This window comes from Psychromonas sp. (genome assembly GCF_047632955.1).
GTDB lineage: Bacteria > Pseudomonadota > Gammaproteobacteria > Enterobacterales > Psychromonadaceae > Psychromonas.
The window spans coordinates 1-23,595 of the sequence record NZ_JBLIED010000040.1 but is presented as its reverse complement, the minus strand read 5'-3'; the positions used below and the strand labels follow the sequence as shown (position 1 = coordinate 23,595).

The window sequence follows — 23,595 nt, the reverse complement described above, 5'->3', positions numbered from 1 at the left end:
ATTAATATGTTAGTTAGGCTCTTTTGAAAATTATTTTTGTAAATGCTCTTCAATGATCGCGCCACCTAAACACACTTCATCGATATAAAATACAGCTGACTGTCCCGGGGTCACTGCCGCCTGCGGTGTGTCAAAAATGACCTCTAAGGTATCATCATCAAGCGGTGTTACATGACACGGAATATCCTGTTGGCGATAACGCGTTTTAACTGTGCATCTAAAGGGTGATTTTTTAGGGGTTCTGTCAACCCAATCACACTGTTTGGCAGTCAAACCGTAGGAGAACAGGGCGGGATGATCCGCTCCCTGGGCAACCAATAAACGATTGTTGTCCATATCTTTACCAACAACATACCAGGGATCCTCACCGGAATTTTGCAAGCCGCCAATACCTAAACCTTTGCGTTGACCAAGGGTGTGGTACATCAGCCCCTGATGCTGACCAATGACTTCGCCGGTCGGTGTCACAATATCACCCGGTTGTGCGGGTAAATACTCTTGTAAAAAGTCAGTAAATTTACGCTCTCCAATAAAACAGATACCCGTGCTGTCTTTTTTATTATGGGTAATCAAATCTTGTTGTTCTGCGATCCGGCGCACTTCCGGCTTTTCTAATTCACCCACGGGGAACAGCGTTTTTGCAATCTGTTTCTCACCAACAGCATAGAGAAAGTAGCTTTGGTCTTTATTATTATCTAAACCGCGTAATAGCTGCACGTGTCCATCAACTTCACGACGTCGCACGTAATGACCCGTGGCAATATAATCTGCGCCGAGATCTTCTGCGGCAAACTCTAAAAATGCTTTAAATTTAATTTCTTTGTTGCACATAATATCTGGATTTGGGGTACGACCCGCTTTATATTCGGCAAGAAAATGCTCAAATACATTATCCCAGTATTCTGCTGCGAAATTAATAGTATGTAGAGGGATGCCTAATTTATCACAGACGGACTGCGCATCTTTAAGGTCTTGGGCTGCGGCGCAATACTGATCGGTATCATCCTCCTCCCAGTTTTTCATGAATAGCCCTTCGACCAGATACCCCTGCTGCTGTAATAAATACGCAGATACTGAGGAATCTACACCGCCGGACATTCCGACGATCACTTTAACTTGGCTATTGTCTGTCATAAATAATTCTCCTACTACTAATTAGAGCGAGATTTTAGCAGAAATTAAGCAAGAAAACAGGATGAGTTTTGTTCTATTTTTAATAAAAAAAGCACTAATATCTTACTGGTAAAAGGCATTATTGCTGATTGCAGTGATATTTTTTGCCAATCAGCGAGGGTCTTATAAATATGAATTAATACGACGATCATCAAACAAGGTTTTTTTGCCCCTTTTTAGGGCATTTATCCTGCTCTTATTGATGATCTTTGCAGCTTAATTATTTTGTACATTACTCCCAGAAAGTTAAAGCGAATGATTAACTGCTTAATAAATAATGAAATTTTTTTTTATAAGCTCGGTCTTGTAATAGTGAGCCAAAAAAAATCACTGTTCTAACATTGCATATACAGGCTAATTGTATACACAGACTCATTGAAGATACAGATTTAGAGTTTCCCCCGGATTCTGAAACAAGACGATAAACACCGCTCTTGGTTATTGGAAGCCTTTGGAATGAAACAAATATTGACATTTATAAAGGATAAAAAATGAAAAAAATAATTATAATCGCAGTGATTTTTGCAGCGATAGCTGCTTTTTTTGCTTTTGATTTGGGAAGCTTTTTAAGCTTGGAGAATATTAAAGCCAGCCAGGCAGATATTGCTCAATGGCAGGCGGATAATACTTTTATCGCCGCACTGAGTTTCTTTGCCGTTTATATTGCGGTTACCGCATTATCGTTACCCGGGGCTGCTGTAATGACTATTGCCGCAGGTGCTTTTTTGGGTTTATTTTGGGGCGTAATAATCGTTTCCTTTGCTTCAACTATCGGCGCCACATTAGCTTTTTTGATGTCCCGATTTGTGCTTCGAGACAGTATACAAAATAAGTTTGCTGAGCGTCTGAAACTGATTAATCAGGGGATTGAGCGGGATGGTGCTTTTTATCTGTTTACGCTGCGTTTAGTACCTGTCTTCCCGTTCTTTCTAATCAATATATTGATGGGCTTAACACCAATTCGAACCATTACATTTTTTCTGGTCAGTCAGGTAGGCATGTTGGCAGGGACGTTAGTGTTTGTTAATGCCGGAACACAACTTGCTCAAGTTGATAGTTTGTCGGGCATATTATCCCCTAGTTTATTGCTCTCATTTGCTTTGCTTGGTTTGTTTCCCTGGATAGCCAAGAAAATAATAGCTATTCTAAAGCAGCGTAAAGTCTATGCTAAATGGAATAAACCAAAACAATTTGATCGTAACTTGATAGTTATTGGCGGCGGGGCAGCGGGTTTGGTTTCTTCTTATATCGCTGCTGTTGTAAAAGCAAAAGTGACCTTGATTGAAGCGCATAAAATGGGCGGTGATTGTCTCAATTATGGCTGTGTTCCCAGCAAAGCTTTAATCAAAAGTGCAAAAGTTGCCAAGCAAATGTCTACTGCCAGTCATTATGGATTGCAGTCAGTGACGCCCACTTTTAGCTTTCGTAATGTCATGGATAGAGTACATAAAATAATTGCGGCCATAGAGCCTCACGATAGCGTCGAGCGCTATACCGAGCTGGGTGTTGAAGTGCTGCAAGGGTATGCGAAATTGGTCGACCCCTGGACGGTGGAAATAAGCCTAAATGATGGTACAACTAAAAGATTAACCGCGCGCTCTATTATTATTGCCGCGGGAGCTAAACCTTTTGTACCCCCTATTCCGGGTTTAGAAGAGGTCGGTTATTTGACCAGTGATACGCTGTGGCATGAATTTGCGAAATTAGATGATGCACCTAAGCGTTTAGTGGTGTTAGGTGGAGGACCCATAGGTTGTGAGTTAGCACAAAGCTTTGCCCGTTTAGGTTCGAAAGTCTCACAAATTGAAATGGCTCCTCGTATTATGCTAAGGGAAGATCCTGAAGTGTCAGATCTTACCAAAGCTTCATTAGAAGCCGATGGTGTGCGAGTACTGACGGAGCATAAAGCGATACGATTAGAAAAACATGGCGACAGTAAAATATTGGTTGTGGAATTTGAGGGTAAAGAAAAGCACATTGAGTTTGATCAGCTTATCTGCGCCGTTGGCCGAGTCGCCCGTCTCAGTGGTTATGGCTTAGAAGACATTGGCGTTTCTACCAAGAACACCGTCATTACCGATGGTTATTTACAAACCTTATATCCGAATATTTTTGCCGCGGGTGATGTGGCCGGGCCTTTTCAGTTTACCCATACCGCTGCTCATCAAGCATGGTATGCCGCTGTGAATGCACTGTTTGGACAGTTTAAAAAATTCAAAGTTGATTATTCGGTGATCCCCTGGGCGACCTTTACTGATCCTGAAGTTGCTCGAGTAGGGTTAAACGAACAAGATGCGCAGCAGCAAGGCATTGCCTATGAAGTGACGCGTTACGGGCTTGATGACTTAGATCGTGCTATTGCCGATGGCACTGATCAGGGCTTTGTTAAGGTATTAACTAAACCGGGTAAGGATACTATTTTGGGTGTGACTATCGTTGGCGCGCAAGCCGGTGATTTATTACCTGAATTTGTCTTGGCAATGAAGCACGGGCTTGGGTTAAATAAAATCCTAGGCACCATACATACGTACCCCACTATGTCTGAAGCTAATAAATATGCTGCAGGTGAATGGAAACGAGCTCATGCGCCGCAAAAAATATTAGTGTGGCTGGAAAAATATCACAACTGGCGAAGAGGTTGATTATCATGAAAATTATAAAAGGGTTGCTGGTTAATGGTCTGTTTTTATTGTTTTTGCTTTCCGGGGCTTCGGCTTCAGCTGCAGATTTTCAACATCAACAGTGGGATCAATTGTTAAAAAAACATGTTGTCAATATTCACCAAGGTCAAGCGACCCAAGTTGATTATGCCGGTATGAAGACGGATCGCGTCGAGCTTAAGCAATATTTGGCTGATTTGAGTAAAGTCTCTGACGTTACCTTTCAGGGATGGTCAGAATCACAACGCTTAGCTTTTTTAATTAATGCCTACAATGCATGGACTGTCGAGTTGATTTTAACTGAATATCCTAATCTTGAATCAATTAAAGATCTTGGCTCTTTATTCAGTTCTCCCTGGAAAAAAGATTTTATTCCTTTATTGGGTAAAACGCGCTCGTTAGATAATATTGAGCAAGATCTTATTCGTGGTAACTTTAAAGAGCCGCGCATTCATTTTGCACTTAATTGTGCCAGTATTGGTTGTCCTGCTTTGAGAGGAGAGGCCTATCAAAGTGATCTTCTTGAAGCACAACTTAGCGATGCAATAAATCTGTTTTTATCCGATAGTAGCCGTAACCGTCTACAGGGGAACGAATTACAAATTTCTAAAATATTTAAGTGGTATCAGAATGATTTTGAGCAGCAGCAAACGTTAGCGCAATTTTTAGTAAAACACGGCAAGGCACTTAAGTTAGCTGAGCAGCAGCAACAGGCGCTATTACGTGAGGATATTGATATTGAATATTTAGATTATAATTGGTCCTTGAATCGTATCCGCTTATAAAATAGTGAGCGAGATAGCCAAAAGAAATGAACATTTTTATAAACCGTATTATTTTCTCAACGGGACTTTTTATTTATGGTGATTATTCATTTAATGGTCATGGAAGTAATTTGACGAAGAGCGTTAGACAATGAACGGATGTAGAAAGGATTTATTCTGATATTGGCAAGACAATGCCGGCTCCAATTTAATTGGAGCCATTTTTTAGTATACTAAAATCTACTTGTTTTCCTGCGTTTAAACAGAATCTCTGCTGAGTGGAATGAGTATTCTGATGTTAACTTTTTGCGGATATTTTGCTTATTGCAAAATTTCGATAATATCCAGTGATTCCTTAATCAACCTCATCACCTTGCCGTCAACTTCTACGGTTATTATGCCTCTGTCGTCAGCGGGTGAAACAATCCTAGCATTATCGTAGACTTGATGATCCAGAGGTTTACCAACGGCAAGCTTCTTTTGCCAACCAGGAGGCAGATTATCGCCACGTGCAATTTTTTTTTGCAGTCCGGGCGGAAGTGACTTTTCATGATCGGACTTTGCTTCTGCGCTACTAAAAGCAAAGGTGAGCATCACAGTCAAAAGGCTAATCATTACTTTTTTCATTTTTATCAATCTTAACTTTGGGTAAAATATAAGGTTTCCAACACACCACCCCTTAAATAATAGCGGCTTATTAAACGTTAAGAACGCACTGATGACAAGCGTTTATCCGCCCATATTGCCCTTTTAAAGTCAGTTTAATGTCTTTTCCGTTCGTTGTAGCGCCAATGAACTTAAGATACCGCTCTTTTTAAAGTCATGTTAAGGTCAATTTGGTGTCTTTGTTTCTCGAGTGGGGCGATCAGTGAGCCTAGGGTTAATTGTCCATAGGAGCGCGTATCTCCAAAATATAATTATTTTATGTCCATAAAATTAGTATTGAATTATCTATTATTAGTAGTAGCATTAGCGCCTCCTACCCGCCAAATATAAGTGAAGGTCAGATCTTGTCCCATCGTGCCCATCTGTTTTCTCTGCGTATCGCTTATGCGATGCGAGATTCATTCATCAATAATAGTTATTCATCTTCGGATCTGCTCAAAGATTTTTTGGCCGGAATATCCGTCGGAATTATCGCTATTCCGCTGGCCATGGCACTTGCTATCGCTTCCGGAGTTCCTCCGCAATATGGGCTTTACACCTCAGCGGTGGCGGGTATTCTGATTCCGCTGGTGGGTGGATCACGTTTTAGCGTATCAGGCCCGACGGCTGCATTTGTGGTGATTATTCAACCTATTGTTCATCAATATGGCCTGTCTGGTTTACTGGTCACCACGGTACTCTCTGGTATTCTGCTGCTGGCAATGGCTTTTTTACGACTGGGGCGATATATCGAATATGTGCCGCAAGCTGTCACCTTAGGTTTTACGGGCGGGATCGCTGTAGTCATTGCCATTTTACAAGTTGATGAATTTCTCGGTATAGACATTACCGAGTTCCCTACCCATTTTTACGAAAAAGTGGGGGTATTAATCGGGCAGATACCCGGATTTGATATGACGTCGTTATTTGTTGGTGGAATCACCTTGTTGGTGTTGATTGTCTGGCCCTATTTTATCAAATCAATTCCGCCGCATTTACCTGCGCTTCTCGTTGGTGGTTTCGCTGCCGTGGCGCTTGAGTCATTCCATCTGCCCGTTGCAACCATTGGCTCAACTTATCAGTTTTTATTTGCCGATGGCTCAATTGGCCATGGTATTCCGCCTTTTCTGCCAAATTTTGAGCTTCCCTGGCTGCGCCAGTTGCCAGGCGATCCGGTGTTGATTTGGAATCTTTCACTGTTTTCAGATCTTCTCTCCGCTGCCTTTGCGATCGCTGCACTAGGGGCAATCGAATCACTGCTTTGTGCCGTTGTACTTGATGAAATGAGTCAAACTCGGCACAGTGCAAACAGTGAATTATTGGGGCAGGGTATTGGTAATATTTTTACTCCTTTTCTAGGCGGGATCACCGCGACCGGTGCCATTGCCCGCTCGGCTACAAATTATAAAAGCGGTGCCAGAAGCCCCTTGTCCGGCGTCTTTCATGGTATTTTTATCATCTTGGCAATTTTATACGCTGCCCCTCTTTTATCTTATATTCCCATGCCAAGCATGGCGGCTTTATTGCTTATTGTTGCATGGAAAATGGGCGAATTTCACAAATCACTTAACCTCCTGAAAACAGCCAGTAAAAGTGATATTGCGGTGCTTCTTACCTGTTTTTCACTGACCGTGTTATTTGATATGGTAGTTGCTATTATCGCAGGTATCATGCTCGCTTCACTGTTATTTGTACGCAGCATGTCAGAACTGACTGAACTCAAAAACTGTACTGAAAAATATTTTCCAGTGCAGCCCGATGGTAAATCGTTTAAAGTTTTTGATATTAAAGGTCCGCTGTTTTTTGCTGCTGCAGATAGGATTTTTGGTGAGTTAGCCTTTTTATTAACCTATCAATGTAATGGTATTATATTAAATCTAGAAAACGCATCCATGATTGATTCCGGCGGTATCTCATCATTATTAAAATTAATCGATAAATGTGATGCTTCCGATACTAAAATTCACATTACAAATATGAATCGGCCAATTGCACGGGCGCTTATCAAAGCCAGGTTGAAGAGAGATAAGCGGATCAAGCTATTTACTACTGTTCAAGCGGCTCAAGCTGCCTTTTTGAAAAAGTAATGTTTTAACTGTCATGCAATAAATAACCACAGAGTCTGTTTCAAAAGGCTTTGTGGTTTTATCCTCATTTATCAAATCTGCAAAAAATCCTGATATAGACGGCTTCCAGCCCATCAATTTGTGAAAAAATAAAGCACATTCAGTTCCCCCCTTTGCGACCCGTTCTATAAAGCTCTTGAGGTTATACCAATTCCACTAATTAGATGATCTATTTAGGCGCCGGAAAAACGCATGAAAGCGAGGCATTGATTGCAGTAACTAGTTATTCTAATTATAAAATTAATAACAAAGCTAGCATGTGTTTTAACAAGCATAAATGGGCATGAATTTAATGGATTTGGTATTAACCCCTGTTGTCTGCATTGCCTAATCATGATCCCCTGTTTTTACCATCATTTTATGCAGATAGATCTTAATTTTACTATGATTACTCGATCAGAAACCTGTATAACTAGGGACTTAATCTTTACGCGTATAATATCTAAATTGATATCATTAAAATCTTCAGTTATCAGCAACCAGCAGGCCCATTAATGACAGCCGAACTACTTGAAATTAAAAGTTTTATTGCTCAGCACGCTCCCTTTGATCAGCTTTCTGAACAGGTAATAGTTGAGGTTGCGCAAAGTGTTGAGATCTCTTATTACCGGGCAGACAGCATGATTATTGACTTTAATGAGAAAATCAGTGAACTGTACATGCTCCGTAGCGGGGTGGTCGAGTTATATCGGCGTAAGGGGGAGCTGTATAATCGTCTTGATCAGGGACAGTTATTTGGACAAATGGGATTGCTGACCAATAATAAAGTGCGTTTTCCTGCTAAAGCGGTAAAAGATACACTTTTATATGTTATTCCTGCGTCTGTGTTCAATGAGTTGTGCGAATCTAATGAGGATTTTGCTGACTTTGTTGAGGTCGAGAATAGCATGCGTTTGCAACAGGCGGTAAAAAGTAAAAGCGATGATGCGAATGCGCTGACCACGTCCAAAGTAAAAACATTGCTGACCAGAGAGGCATTGATTCTTCCCCGTAGCACAACTATTCAAGCGGTTGCCAAGATAATGGCTGAAGAAAATATTTCTGCAGTATTAATAAATGATCCTGATCCTGATACTGAAGATGAGCTGGGCAGCAGTTTTGTTGGTATTATTACCGAACATGATCTCTGCGCTAACGTCATTGCAACCGGGCTAAGTGTTGATAATCCTATTTCACAAGTCATGTCGACGGATTTAATTTCACTGGATCATAACGCCTATATTTTTGAGGCGATGCTGCTGATGCTGCGTTTTAATATCCATCATCTGCCTATTTTAAAAAATAAAAAGCCCATTGGTCTGATTGAAGTTGCAGATATTATCCGTTACGAATCACAAAATAGTTTGTTATTTGTCAGTAGTATTTTCCAGCAGAAAAGCAGTGAAGATTTAGTACTGCTTTCTGCGCAGTTAAAAAACTGTTTTGTGCGCATGGTTAATGAGGATGCCAATTCTCATATGGTTGGACGGGCAATGTCTGAAATAGGGCGCAGTTTTAAGCAACGTTTATTAGAGCTTGCAGAAGAGAAATTCGGCCCGCCTCCTATTCCCTACTGTTTTTTAGCGCTTGGTTCGATGGCTCGGGATGAGCAGCTGATGGTCACCGATCAGGATAATGCTATTATCCTTGATAATAGCTACCAAGCAGAGTTGCATGGTGTGTATTTCGATCAGTTAGCCAATTTTGTTTGTGATGGGCTGGCCGCCTGCGGTTACAGTTACTGCACGGGATTTATTATGGCAACCACCCCGGAATACCGTAAAACACGATCTGAATGGGAGGAGTGTTTTGCTGACTGGATAGATAACCCCAATCCGCAAGCTTTATTAAATTGCTCTATTTTCTTTGATTTGACGGGTGTTTATGGCCGGGTCAAATGGGCCGAGCAGTTAAATGCATTTATCCTGCGCAGAGCCAAGAAAAACAACCGTTTCCTCGCCTGTTTGGCGCGTAATGCCCTCAACCGTAAACCTCCGCTGGGATTTTTTAAAGATTTTGTGATGGAAAAAGATGGCCGCCATAATAACTCTATTAATTTAAAACGTCGCGGTACAGCACCATTAGCGGATCTTATTCGAGTTCATGGCCTGGCTATCGGATCGCAATCGCAAAATTCATTTGAACGCCTAGAAGATATTATCGAAGCGGGTATTCTGCCCAAGTCAAAGGGTCAAGATCTAAAGCATGCGATGGAGCTTATCTCTCTGGTACGTTTACGCCATCAGGCATTAGATATAGAGTCCGGAATTGAGCCGGATAATAATATTGAACCGGAAAATATGTCAGATTTTGAAAGGCGCAATCTGAAAGATGCTTTTTTGGTTTTAAGTAATGCGCAAAACTTTTTAAAATATCGCTATACGGCCAATAAATTTTAAAGGTTAAATAATGAATAATTTCAATGACCATGAGATTCTAAACTGGGCAGCCTTTCTACAGTTAAAAGAGCAGCTTAGTAAAGATTCACGTTTGCAGCGTTTTTATCATGCGGGGACCTATAACGCTGAAACACCATTAAGTGATATTGATTTTGTTGCGCTGGATTTTGAAACAACAGGTTTAGATTCACAGCAAAACAGCATCATTAGTATTGGTCTGGTGCCTTTTAATTTACAACGTGTTTTTTGCCGCAAAGCAAAAACATGGTATATCACTCCGCAGGATAATTTACAGGAAAACTCGATTATTATTCATGGTATTACCCACTCGGATTTACAAGGTGCACCTGATCTGTTGCGCATTTTGGAGCAGCTTTTAGATGAACTGGCAGGAAAGGTGGTAGTGGTGCATTATCGTCATATTGAGCGTGATTTTCTGGATCATACTTTACGCACTTTGATCAATGAAGGTATACTCTTTCCGGTCATAGATACCATGCAGATTGAGGCTAATTTGCAGCGGAAGAGATCACCGGGGTTGTTTAATCTTTTTAAAAGAAAGAAGCCGGAATCAATTCGTCTTGCCAATAGCCGTACCCGTTACAACTTACCTGCTTATGCACCTCACGATGCCTTAACCGATGCGATTGCCACCGCGGAACTACTGCAGGCCCAAATTCAATATCATTTTAGTCCGGACACTGCGATTAAAAAATTGTGGTTATAGTTAACATTTATTACGCGCAAAAAAAAACCGATGAGTTATTCATCGGTTTTTTTGTAGCGAGTAAAAACTAGCCTTGATTATGCTTTTCAGTACGCATACCCATCAACAAACTGACACACATCACCAATAAAATAATGGTAAAGGGTAGCGCTGTCGAAATGGCACCCGCTTGTAACGCCTGAATTGCCTCAGTACCACCAACCCACAGTAATACAGCTGCGATCGCACCCTCTATTGATGCCCAAAAAATGCGTTGTGGAATCGGCGCATCGATTTTACCACCGGCAGTGATACTGTCTATTACCAGCGATCCTGAATCGGAAGAGGTAACAAAGAAAACCAGTACCAGTAGCACAGCTATCATTGATAAAATATTACCTAATGGCAGTGCATCAAACATCTGGAACATCGCAAGCGGAACGTCCGTTAAACCTTCACTGCCCAAGATACCGACATTATTGGCAACCTGATCAAGAGCGACACCACCAAAGACAGACATCCATAGAATAGTGACGGCTGTTGGTACAATTAATACTGCGGTAAGAAATTCACGTACCGTACGGCCGCGCGAAATACGGGCAATAAACATACCTACAAATGGAGACCATGAAATCCACCATGCCCAATAAAAGACGGTCCAGCCGTGCATCCAAGCTTCATCTTCACGACCCACTGGATTACTCAAGGGGATAATATTCTTAACATAACCCATTATAGTGGTAGGAATAGTACCCAGGGAAACAGCAGCAGTCACAAGCGCAACAAAAACAACTAAAACAACAGCAATTAACATATTGACATTACTGATGACTTTAACACCACCTTCAAGTCCACGTACCACCGAGACAATCGCCAGCATAGTCACTACCACAATAATAGTGATTTGCAGGGAAAGATCGGCTTCAATGCCAAAGACGTGCTGGAAACCACCCGCAGCTTGTTGTGCACCTAAACCTAAGGATGTTGCCAGACCAAACAGTGTGGCTATCACGGCTAAAATATCAATGATATGTCCGGGCCAACCCCAGGTGCGGTCGCCTAATATAGGATAAAAAGCAGACCGTATGGAAAGCGGTAAGCCTTTGTTGTAAGCAAAGAAAGATAACGATAAGGCGACTACGCCATAAACCGCCCAAGGGTGTAATCCCCAGTGGAACATAGTTGCACCCAGTGCAAGCTCTGCTGCTGCCGGGGTATTAGCGATGACATTCAGTGGCGTTTCATACCAGCCGGTGTAATACGCTACGGGCTCAGCAACCCCCCAAAACATCAAACCAATACCCATACCTGCAGCAAAAAGCATCGCTATCCAGGAAAGTCTTGAATGATCGGCTTTTGCGTCATCGCCACCTAAGCGAATTTTACCAAAAGGTGAGACAATTAATCCCAGACAGAAGATCACAAAAAGATTCATAGACCACATAAAGAGGCCATCAAATGCGCCTATAATCTGCCATTTTATACCGTCTAAAAATTCTTTTGATGTTGCCGGGTCAATAATTAAAATTGCAATTAAAAAAGCCGCTATTATTCCTGCGCTAGTTCCAAATACAGGGTTATGTATATCAAATCCCCATTTTTGAATGTTATCCTGCCCAACAGTATAATCGGTATTATCTATACTGTATTTGTCCTTATTTATCTTAATAAATCCTCGCTTAGAGCGACCTTGCTCTTTAAGTTTTACAGTAGATTGAATTTTCCAAAGACTATTTTAACAAAATCGGGTGGTAATATCAGGCTTATTTCAAAATAAAAAAGAAACGGACATTTATATGTCATATTGTTATAAGAAAATAATCAAGTTGAATTAAGAAAGTAATTCATATTTATCCGCTGCGGTGAGGGTGAATATTTTGGCAAGCGGATCAATTTTATCGGAGCGAAGACTGGTCTTTTATGCAGTTTATTACTGATCGCTGCTTTGCATTCGATGAATCATTTTTATCATTTTATAGGTCACTATTGCGAGCAGGATATCGATGACATTAGAAGATTGTGAGATTAAATTAAGATTTATTAATTCAGGCAGCTTTTCTGCACTTGCCGATAAGCGGAAAATTGACTGGCCTAAGAGATTAGATATAAGCCACAGCGTCCACCAGATTGGCAGAATAGGCGTGCTCTTTGAAAAACGCTGCTCAACGGGATTATTACTGGCCAGCCAGATTTCTTTCATGGCCTGATAGGGTTTCCAGAGGTTAAAGACGGGAATAAAGTAATAAGCGATAGACCAGGCCGGGGTATAGTTCATTTTCTGCGCACCGAATTGGCGGGCATTAGAATTGGCCCTATAAATCCACGGCAGGATTAACAGCGCCGAAGCAATAAAGGCAAGTAAGGATGCAATACCTATGATTTGCAGAATATTGATGGCTAGCTCAGCATCGGCATAAGCGGCCGGCAGCGATGAATAAACCCCCTGATCAAAAGCTGCTAATAATTGATATTCTATAAACTGAAATATAATCGCTAACACAGCTATCAGGATCTGCGCATAAAGCACGTATCGAATCCACTTGCTGAGCTTTTCCAAACTTTTAAATCCGGCTTTGATGGTCGACAATTTATCTTCTCCTTCTAGGGCTGCGAACTAAGCGTATTCACAGCTGTAAACCGCTCATTTCTATTAAAATAGCGTTGCTTAAAAAGTGATTAAAAATCAGCCAAATATTGTGTCAGTTGATCTTTTACAGGTAGGGCTGTCATTGCGCCCTTTTGGGTGGTGGCTAAAGCACCGCAGCCATTTGCCCATTGCACGGCATGGCGAATATGCTCAATCTCACTCCAGTGATTATTTTGTGCCAGATAGGTGATTAATCCACCCACAAATGCATCTCCAGCTCCGGTGGTATCGGTTGGTTTAACCGCTTTACCTGCAATAAGTTCTTGGTTATCCCGAGTGACCACTAATGCACCTTTTGCACCTTGAGTAATAAGCAGCAGCGTATTGTGCAATTTTTTGATAGCTTTCAAGCCTGCGTCGATCGACTTTGTAGCGGTTAAAAATAGCAGTTCATCATCTGAAAACTTAACCACATCGGCCATTGCGACAGCTTTTAATACCACTGACTTTATTTCGCTTTGATCGGCCCATACTTCATTACGCAGGTTGGGATCAAAACTGATAAATCCGCCGGCAGATTTAATCTTCTGCATCGCCAAAAAAGTGCTGCTGCGGCTAGGTTCGTTAGCCAGTGCAATGGAGCAAACGTGCAACCATTGATTTTCTGAAAAATCCGGAATATCGGTTGGCAGCATAAATTGATCCGCACTTGGTTTGACCATAAAGGTGAAACTGCGCTCACCCGACTGATCCAGACCTACTACCACGGTCGAGGTGCGTTGCGCTTGGTCAAGGACCATGAAATCAGTATTTACACCCTCGTTATTGAGCGTTTGTTTCATAAATTGACCGAATGGATCTTGCCCGGCGCGGCCAAAAAATGCGCTATCCCCACCTAACCTTGCTACGGCAACAGCCACATTCGCCGGTGCACCACCCGGGCATTTTAGATAGCTTTTTTCACTCTCCGGTATTAAATCTACAACGGCATCGCCGGTAACCCAAACTCTGTTCATAACAACTCCTTTATGCTCAATAAAAACCAGTATGTTAATGAGAATACTGGTTTTTATCATTATGTCTAACCAATGACTCTTATGCGGCCGCTTGCTGCATTACTTTAGCTTGTTTTTTACTTTTAGCATCAGCACGTTTACCCAGTATGATGGTTAAAGTAAATGCGACAGCAAATGAAATCGCCATACCGATAACATAAGGTGTCACGTCTCCCTGACGAATAGAGATAATACCCGGTAGACCCGCTGCGCCCAGTGCACTAGCCTTCACATTAAAGACTGTAATGAATGCACTTGCAGCGGCTGCTGCACAGATAGCGGCGATAAACGGATAGCGAAGTTTCAAGTTCACCCCAAACAGAGCCGGTTCCGTAATACCGAGCAGCGCAGTCACACCAGAGGGCATTGCAATACCCTTCATTTTGATATCTTTGGTTGTAAATCCGACGGCTAATGCTGCCCCGCCCTGGGCAATATTAGACATTGCGGCAATCGGGAAGATAAAGGTACCACCAGTCACTGCAGCATCCGCAAGCAATTGAATTTCAATCGCGATAAAGCTGTGATGCATGCCTGTGATCACAAAGGGAGCGTAGAGGAAACCAAACACTGCGCCACCGATGAAACCTGCAGAATCGTATAACCAGTTTAGACCGTCACCTAACAGGAAGCCGAGATCACGGGTGAACGGACCGACAATAGTAAAGGTAATGACGCCGGTGATAAAAAGAGCAAGCAGGGGGGTTAATAGGTTATCTAATACAGATGGAATAAATCTGCGCAGGCCGTTTTCAACTTTAGCGAGAATAAAGGTCGCGACTAATACCGGTAGGACTGATCCCTGATAACCCACTTTTTGGATTTCAAAACCAAGGATGTTCCAAACTGGAATATCACCGGCAACAACTGCACCACCAAATCCCCAACCGTTAAGCAAGTCCGGGTGAACCATTAGCATACCCAGCGCTGCGCCCAAGAACGGGTTCCCGCCAAATTTCTTGCTGGCAGAAAAGGCGATAAGAATAGGAAGGAAGACAAAAGGTGCATTCGCAAAGGTATTAATCATTGCAGCAAGATCGGCTATCCCCGGGTTCGCTTCAACCAGTGACTGCCCGTCAATAAATAATCCCGGTGCGACTAATAGGTTAAAAATTCCCATTAACAAACCGCCGGCAACGATTGCCGGAATAATAGGGACAAATATATCCGACAAGCCTTTAACCGCTTGTTGAATAATATTTTGTTTCTCGGCACCGGCAGAAGCCACCTCTTTGGTGCTCATCTCTTCTAGGCCGGTCAGTTTTGTCATCTGCGCATAAACTTGATTAACAATGCCGGAGCCAAAAATGATTTGGTATTGACCTGCGACTTTAAACTGGCCCTTAACGCCTTCCAGATCGTCAATGCCTTTTTCATTAATCAGTGATTCGTCTTGAATCGCAAGGCGTAGGCGCGTAGCACAATGCGCCAGTGCTTTAATGTTATCTTTACCGCCAAGCATTTCTACTAGCTGGCTTGCAACTTTTGGATAATTCATCGTTAAACTCCGTATGTTCATTTCTGTAATGGTGATGTTATTTACAAAATGTTAGTAATTTTCTTTTTTGGGAACGTTTGCAAGACGTATTTTCAAATAACTGCTCAATTTATTCAAGCGTAATAAGCTGTAAGTGTGATTAACATCCCTTTTTTTGCTCAAAAAGCAACCTTTAAAGCAACTTGTAACGCTTGCTTTCTTGTTTTTTGGTATCATGCTTGCAAACGATCCCAAATTATAGGAAATAATTCATGGCAGGCCTGCACGATGTAGCAAAATTATCCGGCGTATCAAAATCGACCGTCTCTCGTGTCATTAATAATGAGTCTGGAGTGAAAGCAAGCACCAAAGAAAAGGTTCAGAAAGCAATCGACGAGTGTGGTTATGTCGCTAATCAGGTGGCCCGGGATCTGCAGTCTCAGAAAACCAATCTTATTGGCGTGATAGTCCCGCGTATGTATTCCAATGCGACGGCGAAAGGCCTTGATGGTTTAAGTTCGATCATTGATCAAGCGGGTAAGTACGTTTTATTAGCCAACAGTCAGCAAAATAATGAAGAAGAGATTGCATATATAAAACGTTTTAATCAAAAACGAGTTGAAGGCATATTGCTCTATGCAACGCATTTAGATTCGGCATTAGTTGACGCTATCAAACAATCTAATGCGCCGGTGGTCTTAATTGGCCAGGATGGCTCTTTGTTTAATATTCCCAGTATTATTTATGATGATCTGAGTGTCGGTTTCAGTGCCGGGCAAAAATTGCTTGCAGCGGGCGCATCCAATATTGGTTTTATCGGGGTCAACAGTCAGGATATTGCAGTGGATCAATGTCGTTTTCAGGGTTTAACCCAGGCATTGCAGCATACAAGGCAGATCGCGCCACTTTTTCATAGCCGTGGAGAGTTTTCGATTGAATCTGGTTACCAGCAGACTAAACAGCTGTTAATTGATTGGCCGCAATTAGATGGTTTGTTTTGTGCGACGGACAGAATCGCAATCGGTGCCATGAAGGCAATCTCTGAATCGGGTAAAGTACCGGGGAAAGATATTAAAGTACTTGGAGTCGGTAATGACGAGTTAGGTCAAGTGTGCACACCAGGCCTATCAACATTTTCTTATTCCTTTGATTTAACAGGAAAAAAGTCTGCCGTTCTGTTGTTGGATCTGATTGAAAATAAACACTCAACGGTCAGTAAACTGGTGATGAGCTTTGACATTATCAACCGTGAAAGTTGTTGATTGTTAGGTAGACAGAGCTTATTGGGCAGCCTTGTATATGGTTTTTGTAAGCTCAATTGAAAGCCTTTTTGTTTAAAAAGTAATTATATTATTGCAAATATCTCCCTATAAATGTATTTTGCAAACGTTCCCATTTTTGGGTTTATTCATTATATCAGGTGTTATATGTCGTTCTTATCAATTATTAAAGAGTGCGGTGGTATTGCTAATGTGCTGCGTGTTCTGATCCCCGATTCACGTATCATTATTGAAATTCACGAGTTTGAACTGTTATCTGCCAAGGCAAAACAGCAGGCTTACAACTCAACCTTAAAGCAGGTTACTTATCAGCAGAATGTCATTGAAAATAAAGAGGAATTTGCAGCGCAATTATTACAGGTCGGGCAGCTTATTAGTGATAAACAGCGTCAGAATATCATTCCCTGCATCAGCGCTGTAGAATGTGAGTTTCGCCCCGACTGGCATATCTCGCCACCGCAAGGTTTGTTGAACGATCCCAACGGATTTATCTATCATCAAGGACAATATCACCTTTTTTATCAGTGGTACCCCTATGCCTGTGAGCATAAAGATAAGTATTGGGCGCACTTAACCAGCAAAGATTTAGTCAACTGGCGGTGGCAACCCGTCGCATTAACCCCCTCGGACTGGTTTGATAGCCATGGCGTTTTTTCTGGCCATGCCATCAGCCATAATGATCTGTTAATGTTATTCTATACCGGTAATACGCGTATTGATGAGCACCGGGACAGACACACCACACAATGTTTAGCCACGTCAACGGATGGTATTCACTTTACTAAACAGGGGCCCGTTGTGCCTGAATTACCACCGGGTGTCACCGCGCATTGCCGCGATCCCAAGGTGATTCGTCACAATAACCGTTGGTTAATGCTTATAGGTGCACAGCGTGAAGATGAGATAGGCCGTCTGGCGATTTACCACTCGAAGGATCTCAAAACCTGGACATTCCTTGCCCTATGCGGTGACGAGTTAGGCGATTTTGGTTATATGTGGGAATGCCCTGATTTTTTCACCTTAAACGAGCAAGACTTTATTGTGATTGGTCCGCAGGGCATTAAATCGCCTAATAAGAGTCATACCGCTGTGCATCATAACGGTATTGTCAAAGCGCAACTGGATAGCAGTGGCAAAGCCCTGTTATCTGATTTTCAACATTTAGATCATGGTTTTGATTTTTATGCGCCGCAATCCTTAGAAACCCCCGACGGGCGCAGAATTATGTGTGCCTGGATGGGATTGCCCGATGAAATCGATCAGCCAAGCGCCGACAATGGCTGGCTGCATCAATTAACTACCATGCGCGAATTATCCTATGCCAATGGTTTGTTAATCCAAAAACCACTCAAAGAGTTGGAAAAATTACGCGCTGAGCCGCTTCTGCTACCGCAGGGTCAAGCTTCTTTTGATCTGCACAGTAAAGCATTCGAACTGCAAGTTTCAATGCACTGGGGCAGTACCTTACGTTTACACCAGTGTGAGTCGGGCTATTGTGAAATTCGCTTGGATAAAGTTACTAAAACGCTATTTTTAGACAGATCTAATACGCTGATGCGTGAAGGTGATAGCGTGCGTGAGTTAACCCTGGCAGATTCACAATCGCTGCAATTACAGATCTTATCCGATACATCTTCCCTTGAAATTTTTATTAATGATGGAGAGGCGGTGATGTCGGCGCGCATTTTTAGCGATAAAGAGGCCACACAATTGAGTATAAAAGGAGATGTGAAGATACAGGCTGGCTGGTTATTAAATAAAGCGACTGCTCCTTTTTTATCTTGAAAAATAAATTTTAACGAGAAGTTAATCGCGCAGTAAAGGATTAAATTCTCGTGAAATGCAGCTTAAACAGTTATTTTTAGGTCTTAAAAATATTCGGATTTAAATTAATACTTGGCATATTGTTCAATAGTCGCCTCTAACAGGGGGCGATCTTCATAAAATGCAGCGACCATTTCGCAAATTTCATGCAGCGCATCTTTATCTTCACTGCGAATACAAAACATATCTCGTTCATCGCCAAATGTTATTTTTTTTAATAATTCCGGATTTTTTTCTAACAGCATGTTTTCCATTACTAATGCCCAGTCTTCGCCATCACCTAAAAAATCATGAGCCTCAAATGCAGTCCATTTTAAATCGTTTAAAGTAAGGGTATGGATTCTTTGAAAACTGGAAAGGAAAAAAGGTTGGTAAACGTTTGCGTGTTTCATAATATCTCTCTTAAATAACAAAAAGTAGAAAACAGAAAAACCACTATAACAGTGGGTGAAATTAGTCTTTAACTATCCTACACCCTCGCTATCTTTTTAATGATGCTTATATCAAAATTTTGAATTTAAAATCTAAGGGAAACACCATAAAGAGATGTTTTTCTCTGTGAGTTGTGTCTAGCGTGTTGTACTTATTGAATATTTCAGAGTATTTAGCCAAATTGTTTGGCTCTACGTTTTTGCTCGTGAGCTGCGAGTTCTCTTTTATTGCTGTTGTTGCTTATTGGTAGATAGTCGCATAGGTTATTCGTAAGCCTTCGCTTGTGAGCACTTGATGTCACTTTCATTGTTGGAGTTCCGCCCTTGACGGCGTATAGATGATGAGAAACCGAAACTCAGTTTAGCAGTTCGAGGGAGTCATGCTCTTTTAACAACAAAAGCAAACAGGTAAAGAGAGTTTTGTTCGTAACACTATGCTGGCGCATAACTCACAATGCCGTATACAGGGACGGCAGAGCTTGTCCCGCTCATAAGCCAGAGCTGCTGCTCAATTCGCCGAGACGTTTTTTATATTGATAAATAAATCTCTTTTTAACGCACCAGCTCGGATCGCAGATCCCTGTGCGTGCCGAGCTTAGTGGAAACAAAGGGCACGCAAAGCTTAGTCCACTCATAAACCTGAACTGGCGTAAATGACTCCGGGCGTCCTGCCCTCCGCCTTTCAGGTCGTTGTCGTAAATGCCAACGTTCAAATTTTTTCCTGAAAAATTTGTCGCTCCTGTTTCAACTTGCTAAAGGAATTGATTGATCAAGAAAAACGTACGGAAATGGCCTAGCCGCTGCAGTCGGATTTAGTGGGTTTGGGCTCTCAATCAAAAAGTCCTCTCATTTCTCTGCTCATATATGTCCCGTCTTTCTCAATCAAATGGTTTCATATAAGATAGCAACGAAAACCAATAACTCCTTTAAAAGAATCTGAATACACTATGATAAATATTGTAAATTTTGAGCATGACAAGTTAACCATCAAAAACTGGCAACTAGGTAAAAATGAAAATTGGTGTGTATTAGGCCGTAACGGCTCTGGAAAGCAGTATTTGAATCAGCTTTTAAGCGGTGCTTTAGAGCCCATAAATTTTGAACAACTACAATCGCCGGATAAAGATAAAGTCGGAATCATTTCATTTGAAATGCAACAGGATACCTACGAGCATACGCTGAAGCTAGAAGCGCCAGATTATATTGATGCAGACGATGTCGGCACTAAAGCAAAAGATTTTCTTCCAAAAGATAGATTGAATGATCCGCTCATTAATGAATTTGGTTTAAGCCACCGACTTGAAACGCGGTATATTCAATTAAGTACAGGTGAAAGTAGAAAGCTTTTAATTCTCCAGGCCATCTTTAGCGGCATTGAGCTTTTAGTCTGCGATAATCCTTTTGACAGCCTAGATAGCGAATCATGCGCAGCATTGTCCGTGGCCTTAGAGCGCTTATCTAAGACCGGTGTTACTGTATTGCTGATCTTAAGTAACCGACAAGATATCCCCGTCTGGTGTCACAAGATTGCCTTCATTGAACGAGGCCGATTTGATGTGATTGGTAAACTGGATAATCTTGACACTAAAAATCAACTAGATGCTTTATTAAGTCCTGCTCCTGATACAACCAGCTGGCCGGAAAACAGGCAGGAATTATCAGATTATAAGCATCCTTATTTAGTTAAGCTTTCTAAAGGCACAGTTCATTATAATGGCGTCAATGTTTTTGAAAACTTGGATGTTGAAATAAAACCCCTGCAGCATACTTTGATAACCGGCGCTAACGGCAGTGGAAAATCAACCTTAATGCAGTTAATTACAGGGGATTGCCAACAATGTTACAGCAACGATATTCATGTACTTGGGTATAAGCGCGGTTCCGGTGAAGCTATTTGGGAAATTAAAAAACACATGGGGATTGTCAGCTCAGAACTGCATCGGCAATACAGAGTAAATGGTGACCTGTTAAGCGTTGTTCTTTCTGGGTTCTATGACTCGATTGGCGTTTACCAACAAACAACCCCTTACCAAGTAGATATTGCTCGCCAGTGGTTGAATAAAATAGGTTTGTTAGCCCAGCAGAAGAGTTTATTTCAAAGCTTAAGTTATGGTGAACAACGGCTTGCATTAATTGCCCGGGCGTTAGTTAAATCGCCTTATTTATTGATTTTAGATGAGCCAACCCAAGGTTTAGATGAACTTAACAGGCATAGAGTACTTAACTTTTTAGAGCATTTAGCAACACAAGAGCACAGTACGATGTTATTAGTAAGCCATCGTAAGGATGAATTTTTACCCATCTTTAAGCAGCATATTAAACTTTAAGGCGTGCATCACGATCGTACTTGTACCAAGCGGTATAAGTATGTGGCCTAAGATTTTGCCTGAAATAACAAGTTAGTTCAGGCAAAATCTGATCTGAATGGTGTTTCCCTTTATGAAATTTTCAACGAAGGAATCGTTCAGAAAAAGATTGGCTGTGCAGTCTTTCGGTTCATAGCCAATTTGATTGGTTTGTAGGCTTTCGTTTGTTGGCCGATGGTTTTTATTCTTCGAGGGAGTTCCGCCCTTGACGGTGTGTAGATGATGAGAAACCGAAACGCAGTTTCGCAGTTCGAGGGAGTCATGCTCTTTCAACAGCAAGAGAAATAAGGTAAAGAGAGTTTTGTTCGTGACACTATGCTGGCGCATAACTCACAGTGCCGTCCGAGACGTTTTTTTATCTTACTCAATAATTCTCTTTTTAACGCACCAGTCCGGACAGCACATCCATGTGCAGAGCCGAACTTAGTGGAAACAAAGGGCACGCAGAGCTTAGCCCGCTCATGACCCTAAACTGTCGTTCAATTCGCTCCATGTTTCCACTTGCTAAAGAGATTAATTGAGCAAGAAAAACGTACGGAAATTGCCTAGCCGCCACAGTCCGGTTTATATGCTTTAGGAGGCGTGGCTTTGACTCTCAATTAAAAAGGTTTGGTTGTATCTCTTTTACTTCTGATGCTGGTTGGTAGACTTTCGCAGTTCGAGGGAGTCATGCTCTTTCAACAGTAAAAGCAAACAGGGCACCCGGAGCTTAGCTCTCTCGTGACACTATGCAGCAGAGTTGGGCGTTAGTTTGAGTTTGATACATGCACTTGGTTCCGACCATTATTTTTACTCGTATAAAGCGCAATATCTGCCTTTTTAAGTATCAGGGAACGATCATCTCCTGCTTTAAATAAAATAGCACCAATACTTACCGTCATATTTTTCTCTGCAACTATGACTGAAGAGGCTACTTTCTCACAGATATAATCGGCTCGTTTTCTAAGCTCATCTTCTCCTTTAAGGTCAGAGAGGATAATAGCAAACTCTTCGCCGCCTATTCGAAAAACTTTACTCGGAAATTCAATTATATCTTCTAGTAATTTACTTAGCTTTATTAATGCATTATCGCCGATATCATGACCTAGCTGGTCGTTAATTTTTTTGAAAAAATCAATGTCCAAAATAAGCATTCCATAGTTAAGTCTTATATCTCCCGCTAAGATGTTTGCCAGGTCATATTCATACTCTCGACGATTACTTAATTGTGTTAATAAATCAGTTTTAGATAATCGATCCAGTTCATGTTCAGCCGTAGTGTCTATAACCACTCCGGTGAAACCTATAACCTCTCCCTCCTCCATTAAAGGTTCGTAAATTGCGTAGCAATGGTGAGGATTACCATCAAGTTTCATGAAAGAGGTATTAAATTTAACCGTTTCACCAGTCAAAACTTCGTTGTAATGCTTTAAATTTCCATTAAAACCATCTATTCCAATCACTTTTGATATATGTAATCCAACGACTTCTTGTTGAGATATATTATGAATTTTTGAAAAAAAAGGATTGATATAGGTGAACTTTAAATTTTTATCTGCAACGTAAAATAGAATAGGGGCTGACTCTACTAATTGCTTAAAAGCTGCGACTCCATCTTTATCCATACGTAATCCTCGTCTATAGAAAAAGCTAATATATTAATTAAACGTAAAACTTCCATATTCTACAGGAAAGGCGGCTATCTATTCTTTATAGATAAAAGCAAAAGCTACATGTTTTGATAATAATTATCAATCACTTAAATTTTTTAATAGGATCTATCTATTGTTGATAGTCAGAAAAATTCTATACTTGCGGTGTGAACACAGAATATAACGATAACTACAAAAGATTGATGAACAAATCTTTAATTTACACTTTTATGCAAAACGTACGAAAATTGCCTAATACCAAAAGCATTAAACTTATGATCAGTTGCTTCAAATGAAAAATTTACGCTCGCAAAGTCGTCGGTATGATTTTGAATAGTAAATCAGATTACTTTATAAATGCATTTGATATGGTGTTATCGGTAGGGTGTATTCTATGCACCGCGGGCAGCGAAAATCGGTGCATAGAATGCACCCTACGAGCTATGCGTTTGTTGTCATGGTTGGTGCTAGTTGGCGTTCAAGTAAGACAGC

Annotated in this window: 16 protein-coding genes; 8 read left to right on the top strand and 8 right to left on the bottom strand. The window is 41.4% G+C overall.

The annotated features are described in order from the left end of the window. Positions 1–30: 30 nt before the first annotated feature. Positions 31–1,134: a tRNA 2-thiouridine(34) synthase MnmA gene (gene mnmA, locus ACJAZP_RS16755; RefSeq protein ID WP_415231888.1), complete on the bottom strand. Its 1,104-nt coding sequence runs from the start codon at positions 1,132–1,134 to the stop codon at positions 31–33. A gap of 530 nt (positions 1,135–1,664) precedes the next feature. On the opposite strand from mnmA, the gene ACJAZP_RS16750 reads away from it, so the two are divergent. Both ACJAZP_RS16750 and ACJAZP_RS16745 read left to right on the top strand, forming a co-directional pair. Next, positions 1,665–3,815, top strand: a complete 2,151-nt coding sequence (locus ACJAZP_RS16750) for an FAD-dependent oxidoreductase (protein WP_415231887.1) — start codon at positions 1,665–1,667, stop codon at positions 3,813–3,815. Between the two features lie 5 nt (positions 3,816–3,820). Further along, entirely contained in the window at positions 3,821–4,618 is a 798-nt protein-coding gene (locus ACJAZP_RS16745) for a DUF547 domain-containing protein (protein WP_415231886.1), read from the top strand. Between the two features lie 300 nt (positions 4,619–4,918). Here the strand turns inward: ACJAZP_RS16745 and ACJAZP_RS16740 are convergent, their stop codons facing one another. Next, positions 4,919–5,224 (bottom strand): hypothetical protein, encoded by a 306-nt coding sequence (locus ACJAZP_RS16740; RefSeq protein WP_415231885.1) that lies wholly within the window; start codon positions 5,222–5,224, stop codon positions 4,919–4,921. A 383-nt stretch (positions 5,225–5,607) separates the two neighbouring features. Between ACJAZP_RS16740 and dauA the strand changes: the two genes are divergently transcribed. The 3 genes from dauA to ACJAZP_RS16725 all read left to right on the top strand — a co-directional run bounded on the left by dauA (position 5,608) and on the right by ACJAZP_RS16725 (position 10,473). Further along, on the top strand, positions 5,608–7,329 hold the full coding sequence (gene dauA, locus ACJAZP_RS16735; protein WP_415231884.1) for a C4-dicarboxylic acid transporter DauA: 1,722 nt from the start codon (positions 5,608–5,610) through the stop codon (positions 7,327–7,329). Positions 7,330–7,862: 533 nt separating this feature from the next. Continuing rightward, a complete protein-coding gene (locus ACJAZP_RS16730) occupies positions 7,863–9,746 on the top strand; it encodes a putative nucleotidyltransferase substrate binding domain-containing protein (RefSeq protein WP_415231883.1) in 1,884 nt (627 codons plus the stop codon). Positions 9,747–9,756: 10 nt separating this feature from the next. Further along, the gene (locus ACJAZP_RS16725) at positions 9,757–10,473 is read left to right on the top strand and encodes a 3'-5' exonuclease (protein ID WP_415231882.1); all 717 of its coding nucleotides are present in this window, start codon (positions 9,757–9,759) and stop codon (positions 10,471–10,473) included. A 67-nt stretch (positions 10,474–10,540) separates the two neighbouring features. Here ACJAZP_RS16725 and ACJAZP_RS16720 read toward each other — a convergent pair whose 3' ends face one another. The 4 genes from ACJAZP_RS16720 to ACJAZP_RS16705 all read right to left on the bottom strand — a co-directional run bounded on the left by ACJAZP_RS16720 (position 10,541) and on the right by ACJAZP_RS16705 (position 15,592). Then, complete coding sequence (locus ACJAZP_RS16720) at positions 10,541–12,121, bottom strand: BCCT family transporter (RefSeq protein WP_415231900.1); 1,581 nt, start codon at positions 12,119–12,121, stop codon at positions 10,541–10,543. Between the two features lie 261 nt (positions 12,122–12,382). Next, positions 12,383–13,039 carry a DUF4328 domain-containing protein gene (locus ACJAZP_RS16715; protein ID WP_415231881.1) on the bottom strand — a complete coding sequence of 219 codons (657 nt, stop codon included), beginning with the start codon at positions 13,037–13,039 and terminating at the stop codon, positions 12,383–12,385. Between the two features lie 89 nt (positions 13,040–13,128). Continuing rightward, positions 13,129–14,055, bottom strand: coding sequence for an aminoimidazole riboside kinase (locus ACJAZP_RS16710; RefSeq protein WP_415231880.1), 927 nt, complete (start codon positions 14,053–14,055; stop codon positions 13,129–13,131). A gap of 79 nt (positions 14,056–14,134) precedes the next feature. Next, a complete protein-coding gene (locus ACJAZP_RS16705; protein ID WP_415231879.1) occupies positions 14,135–15,592 on the bottom strand; it encodes a sucrose-specific PTS transporter subunit IIBC in 1,458 nt (485 codons plus the stop codon). Positions 15,593–15,843: 251 nt separating this feature from the next. Between ACJAZP_RS16705 and ACJAZP_RS16700 the strand changes: the two genes are divergently transcribed. Together ACJAZP_RS16700 and ACJAZP_RS16695 are read left to right on the top strand one after the other, a co-directional pair. After that, positions 15,844–16,833 carry a LacI family DNA-binding transcriptional regulator gene (locus ACJAZP_RS16700; protein ID WP_415231878.1) on the top strand — a complete coding sequence of 330 codons (990 nt, stop codon included), beginning with the start codon at positions 15,844–15,846 and terminating at the stop codon, positions 16,831–16,833. Positions 16,834–16,998: 165 nt separating this feature from the next. Further along, on the top strand, positions 16,999–18,636 hold the full coding sequence (locus tag ACJAZP_RS16695; protein WP_415231877.1) for a glycoside hydrolase family 32 protein: 1,638 nt from the start codon (positions 16,999–17,001) through the stop codon (positions 18,634–18,636). A gap of 104 nt (positions 18,637–18,740) precedes the next feature. Here the strand turns inward: ACJAZP_RS16695 and ACJAZP_RS16690 are convergent, their stop codons facing one another. Continuing rightward, positions 18,741–19,067 carry an Imm51 family immunity protein gene (locus ACJAZP_RS16690; RefSeq protein WP_415231876.1) on the bottom strand — a complete coding sequence of 109 codons (327 nt, stop codon included), beginning with the start codon at positions 19,065–19,067 and terminating at the stop codon, positions 18,741–18,743. Positions 19,068–20,053: 986 nt separating this feature from the next. On the opposite strand from ACJAZP_RS16690, the gene ACJAZP_RS16685 reads away from it, so the two are divergent. Then, positions 20,054–21,433 (top strand): ATP-binding cassette domain-containing protein, encoded by a 1,380-nt coding sequence (locus ACJAZP_RS16685; RefSeq protein WP_415231875.1) that lies wholly within the window; start codon positions 20,054–20,056, stop codon positions 21,431–21,433. Between the two features lie 785 nt (positions 21,434–22,218). Here the strand turns inward: ACJAZP_RS16685 and ACJAZP_RS16680 are convergent. Next, positions 22,219–23,076, bottom strand: coding sequence for a diguanylate cyclase domain-containing protein (locus ACJAZP_RS16680; RefSeq protein ID WP_415231874.1), 858 nt, complete (start codon positions 23,074–23,076; stop codon positions 22,219–22,221). Positions 23,077–23,595 lie beyond the last annotated feature (519 nt).